This is a genomic window from Nonomuraea maheshkhaliensis (assembly GCF_039529435.1).
Classification (GTDB): Bacteria; Actinomycetota; Actinomycetes; order Streptosporangiales; family Streptosporangiaceae; genus Nonomuraea; species Nonomuraea maheshkhaliensis.
The window spans coordinates 9,383-15,761 of the sequence record NZ_BAAAMU010000188.1; the positions used below are offsets into that span (position 1 = coordinate 9,383).

General features: G+C 63.1%; 4 protein-coding genes. 2 read left to right on the forward strand and 2 right to left on the reverse strand.

All coding sequences use genetic code 11. From position 1 onward, the window contains the following. Positions 1–390: 390 nt before the first annotated feature. Positions 391–1,191 (reverse strand): SAM-dependent methyltransferase, encoded by an 801-nt coding sequence (locus ABFX54_RS52995; protein ID WP_346114922.1) that lies wholly within the window; start codon positions 1,189–1,191, stop codon positions 391–393. A 2,005-nt stretch (positions 1,192–3,196) separates the two neighbouring features. Then, complete coding sequence (locus ABFX54_RS53000) at positions 3,197–4,027, reverse strand: aldo/keto reductase (protein ID WP_346114916.1); 831 nt, start codon at positions 4,025–4,027, stop codon at positions 3,197–3,199. Between the two features lie 74 nt (positions 4,028–4,101). Here ABFX54_RS53000 and ABFX54_RS53005 point away from each other — a divergent pair, with 74 nt between their 5' ends. Together ABFX54_RS53005 and ABFX54_RS53010 are read left to right on the forward strand one after the other, a co-directional pair. Further along, entirely contained in the window at positions 4,102–5,010 is a 909-nt protein-coding gene (locus ABFX54_RS53005) for a LysR family transcriptional regulator (RefSeq protein WP_346114918.1), read from the forward strand. A 930-nt stretch (positions 5,011–5,940) separates the two neighbouring features. Beyond that, complete coding sequence (locus ABFX54_RS53010) at positions 5,941–6,249, forward strand: hypothetical protein (RefSeq protein WP_346114920.1); 309 nt, start codon at positions 5,941–5,943, stop codon at positions 6,247–6,249. Positions 6,250–6,379 lie beyond the last annotated feature (130 nt).

Here is a 6,379-nt window from a genome sequence, read left to right on the forward strand (position 1 = left end):
CCCCCTTTCCCCCCTGAACCCCCACACGATCTCTGGACCCGCACCGTCCACCAGGCCGGCCGACCCCGCAACCGCAACCCCCAACGCCGCCACCGAACCTACCCCGCTCCGTCAAGCGCACCCGACGCAGCAGCCACCGCGAACGACGTCCCAGCGACAGGGCCACCCGCCACCCCGGGCCGCCCACCGTCCAGCTCCTGCTCGACCTCCGCACCCCCAGACCTAAATGATCTATCTAAACGGCATTGGGGCAAACCCATGACCAGCTCCACGAACTCAACCTGTGTGGCTGAGATCGCGTCAGTATAGGTTTCCGTATCCGGATAAGCGACGCCGGGCCGGGGGCGACGAGGTGGGCATGGCGTGTTCGAGTAGAGACTGGATCTCTTCTTATGGAGCAAAGGCGACGGCTCCCAGGACACCAGGGGCTGATGCATTATGTATGAGATCGAGATCGTGGCTGGGGCGCCACAATTCCACGGGGACCAAGCCGGGTTCCACCATCTCAAGCCCACGGAAATATTCGCTGATCGCTGCCTGATCGCGCATGTTCAATCCGCCGTGCGCCCGGGCGTAGATCGCTCTTCCGATGTCGATCGCGTCGTCATTCAGTGCGCCACGGAATCCGTGAGAAAGCACCAGCGCGCCACCAGGCGGTAGGCTCTCCCGCAGTACGGAGACGCTGTTGGCAGCCTCCTGGTCGTCCTCGACGAAGTGCACGACAGAGCACAGGATGATCGCATAGGGCCGGTCGAAGTCAAGGTGGGCCCGAACCTCGGTCCGGGCAAGGAGCTCCCGCGGCGCTCGTAGATCGCCGTCGACCACAACGGTCTGGCAGTTGTCAGCCAGCAGGGCACGCGCATGGACCAGCACGATAGGGTCGTTGTCAACGTAGACGGTCCTAGCATCGGGTGCGATTCCTAGAGCGACCTCATGAACGTTCTGTTGAGTAGGAAGTCCGGTGCCGATGTCGAGGAATTGGCGGATGCCGGCTTCAGCGAGAAAGCGTACTGCTCGGCCCAGAAATTCGCGATTTTCCCTCGCTATCTGCCGAACGTTCGGCAATACCTGAAGGATCCTATCCGCAGCTTCCCGGTCGGCCGCGAAGTTGTCCTTGCCGCCGAGGCAATAGTCATAGATCCGCGCCATGCTCGGCACCGTCGGGTCAAAGAGGGGACTTGGCTCATTCATCTGCCAAGCTCCGCGCGCATCCACGACACTCGTGCTCCTTATCGGGTCCGTACGATTACAGTACGAGTCGAATTTCCATCGAGATCCGTGTTCGACGTCGCAGCCCGCACCTCATGGGCATGGCGAATCCAGGCAGCGGATCGCGACCCGTCTGCTTGGCAACAGTCATCTCCAGCTGGAGAGTCCGGCAACTGCACAACAGCCGACAGGTCGACGGACACGCCCATGGGTGACGTTCGCGGTCTTGTCGTGAGGAGAAAGTACTCATCACTTCTGTTGCAAGGCTTTCGTGCAGCTGTCTCGTAGCGCAACTCAGTTACGGCAACTGCAGATCGAGATCTTCCGGAGCTCTGATCTGTGGAGCATTCGTGAACCAGTTCTCATACGCGCGGGTCGGTCTACGAATCCCGGCCTTCGTGCCCCACACCGCTCACCGAGAACAGCGCCAGACCGTGCTGACCTGCTGGTTCGGGAACGAACATGCCGTGGATCACGATTGAGTACACCGGTGACACTTCGCGATCCTGAGGGGTCGGGGTCACATGGCGACGGCCACCGCGTGATCATTCTTGGTTTGTGAAGACAACAAAAGACCGTGCGGTGGCCGCGAGCCACAGCGTAGATCTTGATGGCTGGATGGTCATCTGCACCGAGCTGATGACCCGGACCGCCGGCCGGTGCGGCCGCTTCGAGCCCCGCTGGGCCGCGACCGCGTAGGTGCGCGGGCCGCTGGCCGACCGCGGGCGGTGCCGGGCGGCCGGTGTCCCGGACGATGTCGGCTTCGCGACCGGCGGAGGTGTCTTTTCTTGGTGCCGAGCGAGAATGCTCAACTTCACGACAGACCTACGAAAGGGATAGGAAGGTGCAGGCCTCTAGCGTTGCCGTCCGGTAGTTTGAAGCACGCAAGAAGGGCAATGAATGCATACGACGCGCATCGCAAAACTCATCGCTGCTGTCGCCGCCGGTGCGATAGTGGCAACAATCCCAGTCGGGGCATCGGCGCAGGCCGGCGAGACGTCAACCTCGACGTCGGGGCCCGTCGCAGCCGTACCAGGGCCGGGGTACTACGGCCCATACGCGGACATCAACGTGTGCGAGTCGTTTCGGTACGCCTTCGATGTGTTGTATCCCACCTCTTCCCGCTGCTACTGGGAGGACTATGCCGGGCCAGGTCGGCCGGCCGGCTGGTACTTCTGGAGCTATGCACCGTAAATCAGATGTCCGCTGCTAGTCTAAGCGGCCATGGGCTTCAACGGCGTATCGGTGCAATTCGAACAGGTCAGCACCGCCGTTGTCTCTACAAGCGAAAATGAGCTGGCCGTGCTCGGGGCCCGGTCTCTTTCGGGGCCGGGCCCGAGTGTAACTCGTTGCCGGAGGCGCCAGGTGATATCGTCACCCGTTCGGTGCTGTAGCGGCGGATGGATCCGGTCGAGACGGTGACGCGCGAGTGAGTGGCAAGCTTGTGGGCCCGGTCGAGCATGGTTGTTCGTCGCTGTCTATCTGTCCGGATTCTTCTGGACCGTCAAATGTAAACTTGAGATGATCCAGTACCCGCCACACTTGCTCGGTCGTGGTTGCATCCGGACAGGCGCAATGTCGAATGTTCTCTATCGACCCACTGGCATGAAGAAAGCTTCTGGTAGAGGGATTGGTCACCACAATCTTCGCTGTCATCACCAGGAGCTTCAGGTGCTGTTCTGACCCGACCAGCCCGGCCCAGAGAGCACGCACGGGAACCGCGCGACACGCAATCGAAGGACAGGCTCAAGTCGAACAGGCAGGCCAACCGCGCCCACACCAAGCTCCGCGGTCCTGGCGAACGCCCAGCTGAAGACCCTGGGAAATCCTCCGCAGGCTATGCTGCGGAGCTTCCGAGGCCAGTCATCTCTGCCAGGCGGTGTCCGTCCTTCAAAACCACCGTGTCGCGCATGCTGCTTGAGGAAGAGAAGCGTTTCCTGGGTGTACGAATGCAGTCCGAGAAGAGGCCGTGGCCGTCAGCAGGGCTTCAGACGAAGGCAATTCGTTGGAACTGCTCCTGAGTCAGTTCGATGTTTGCCGCCGCCATGTTCTCCTCCACGTGGATGGAGGATCTGGTTCCCGGGATAGGCACGACAACCTCTGAGCGGGCGAGCAGCCAGGCGAGCGCCACTTGTGCGGGGCTCCCGCCAACCTCCTTCGCGACCTGTGCGAGGGGCCCATCGGCTGTCGCGTGTGCACCGCCGCCAATGGGATACCAAGGCATGAATGCGATCTCTGCGGCGGCGCAATAGTCGAGCACATCCTCGTACCGCCGGTCAGTTACGTTGTAGAGGTTCTGTACGCTTGCGATCGGTACGGTTCGGCGAGCTTCCTCAATCTGGGCGACACCAACCTGCGACAATCCGATGTGGCGAATCTTTCCATCGTCTCGCAACTGCTTCAGGGCACCAATTTGGTCGGCGAAAGGCACGTTGGGATCGACCCGGTGGAGCTGGAACAACTCAATGCGCTCCAATCGAAGCCGGCGCAGGCTCAGCTCAGCTTGTTGGATGAGGTATTCGGGGCGTCCCAGAGGCTTCCACTGTTCGCGGCCTGGGCGGCTCTGCCCTGCCTTGGTGGCGATGACCAGGCCTGCCGGATAGGGATGTAGCGCCTTGGCGAGCAACTCCTCGTTGGCGCCGAGGGCATATGCGTCCGCGGTGTCGATGAGCGTGACGCCGAGCTCGATCGCTCTCCGTACGACCTCTATCGCGAGAGTTGAGTCCCGAGGCGCATCCCATTCCGTGAGTCGCATCGCGCCGAAACCGAGTCGGTAAACGGGCAGGTCGCCGCCGATTCGAAAGGTGTCGATTTTCATGCTCGCCACCATGCCCGCTCCATCCGCAAAGCACAAGGGAGAATGTCTTAGCGAAATTGCGTAGCATTGCTAATATGTTGAACCTCGAGCGACTCCGCGTCCTGCACTCGATCGCTGCCTACGGCTCGGTCACCGCAGCCGCAGACGTTCTGCATGTGAGCACCTCGGCGATCTCCCAGCAGATGGACAAGCTGGAGCGGGAAGTGGGACAGCAACTGCTGGAGCGGAGTGGCCGAGGCGTTCGGCTCACCGGTGCCGCCGAACGCCTGGCCTCTCATGCGGAGCAGATGCTGTCACTGGCCGAGCGGGCGGAGGCAGATCTGGAGGCCTACCGCGGGACGGTTTCCGGCCGATTGACGCTCGGCACGTTCGCGACCGCCGCGCGTGGCCTCGTTGCCCCGGCAATGCGGAACTTCCGCCTCGCCCATCCGCAGTTGCGTGTAGGGCTCGAAGAGATAGAGCCGCACGTCGCATTGCCTCGGGTGACCCGCGGTGACTTGGACCTCGCGATCGTGCAGGATTGGTTCAACGAGCCGATCACTGTCCCCGACTCGTTGACGAGAGTCGCGCTGCTCGATGACGTGGCGGATGTTGCCGTTCCTGAGAAGCACCCTCTCGCAGCGCGAGGCATTGTCGATTTCAAGGACCTTGATGGCGAGGCTTGGATCACTTGGAGCGACGGTTGGATATGCACGGGGTGGCTGAGGGACACGATACGTGCCTACGGCATTGAGCCTGACATCTCGTGCATGGCTGCTGAGCACCAGACGCAGCTGGCGCTCGTCTCCGCCGGCCTGGGCATCGCAATCATTCCTCGTCTCGGCCGTGATCCAGTGCCGGCCGGTATCCGGTTTGTCGAGATCCGCCCGCGGCTGGTCCGCCACATTTACGCGGTGTGGCGGACGAACGCCTCTCGACGTCCGTCAATCCGTGCCGTGGTCGATGGCTTGCGTCAGTTCAGTCATGCGTCGACCGGTACGTGAAGATGGCCGATACCCGGGAAGCCGGCAAGCGTCGGTGTGGACGCAACCACGGCTTCGACTACGACCTGCACTCCTAGGGAACCGACAAGCCCGAGCTTTCAGGACCCTGAGTCACGCCCCGCCCCTTTCCGCGGCGGTCTCAGCGCTGGCACGCTTGCCGCGCCGACGGGGGAGGCCGCCGGAACAAGGGCAGTTCCTGGTTGTATCCGTTGACCGCGTGCCTGGATGGCACCAGCGAGTGCCTGGCCATCAGACTGTGTCCGGGAGTGCGGGGTCCAACACCGTAACCCTCACCTCGAGGTGCGGGGCCACCATGATCGCGCAGGTCCCGTGGAAGTATCGCCGGCGGATCCTCATCCTCTGTGATGGGCTGGCGCCACCATCGGGTGACTGCCGTTCACCAGCACGCTGAACACGCCCGGCCGGGCCATGCGTGACTCGGCGGGCCCGGATGGATGCCCGGATATGCGTCCTGGACGACGAGGCCCGTGCCCGGTGCGGAGGAGGCGGCCACGGCCGAGATCATCGGTCTGCTCGGCGATCGGCCGGTGGCGACAAGCCAGCCGCTTGGGCTGGCGGTCATGCACATCCTGGCCCGGCGGGAGAAGCATGCCTCCGGCGCGCCCCAATTGACCGATCGTCCAGTGGGGCGGACGCCTGACTACTGGTTCAAGATCCGCGGCCACGGTCTGGAGCTGGTGAGGGTTGTAGCCGACGGCGACCAGCGCACTGGGTACGCGACAGTAGCTACGGTCGCCCTCGACCGGCAGCGGCGATTGAGCGGGCGACCGAGCTCTCTGCCACGGCTCATGTGAAAGGCCGGCTCGCTCCACCATCGGGGACAGTGAGCAGACAGGAAGACGAGGGGGCGATGGTGCACATTGTTGTGTCGTAGTCAGGTGTTGGTCGCCTTCGAAGAGGAGAAGACGGGTGTCGAAGATCATGCGGGGTGTGGTGGTAGCGGCCGCGGCCGCTGGGTTGGTGAGCACGGCCGCTGTTCCGGCGCAGGCTGCGGCGGGGCTGCTCGTGCTGAGGGATGCCGGGCAGGGCAGGGTTGCCTTCAACGATCCTCGGGCGGGATGTTCCCAGGTGAGAGCTGGTTTCGTGCGAGTGACCAACAGGACCGATGCTCCCATCACCGTCTACGACGATGTCTCGTGCCAGGGCCAATCCTTGGTCGTCCTTCCGGGGGCGGACAAGAACGTCGGTGTCCGTCACAGCTTCTCCGTGCCCTGGTGACAGGCATACGCGTCGCACCGTGCGAGACGTCTACAGCGTGGTGCGACGCGACTGCCGTGCACGGGTCACGTCCCACGGAGTGGTGTAGTTCGGTTCTCGCGTGAGGCTCTGCTGGTTCGACTATGCCGTC

Excerpts from the sequence above, each read along its gene's own strand:
- ABFX54_RS53005 (WP_346114918.1), top strand. The coding sequence starts at position 4,102 with ATGTTGAACCTCGAGCGACTCCGCGTCCTGCACTCGATCGCTGCCTAC.
- ABFX54_RS52995 (WP_346114922.1), bottom strand. The coding sequence starts at position 1,191 with ATGAATGAGCCAAGTCCCCTCTTTGACCCGACGGTGCCGAGCATGGCG.
- ABFX54_RS53000 (WP_346114916.1), bottom strand. The coding sequence starts at position 4,027 with ATGAAAATCGACACCTTTCGAATCGGCGGCGACCTGCCCGTTTACCGA.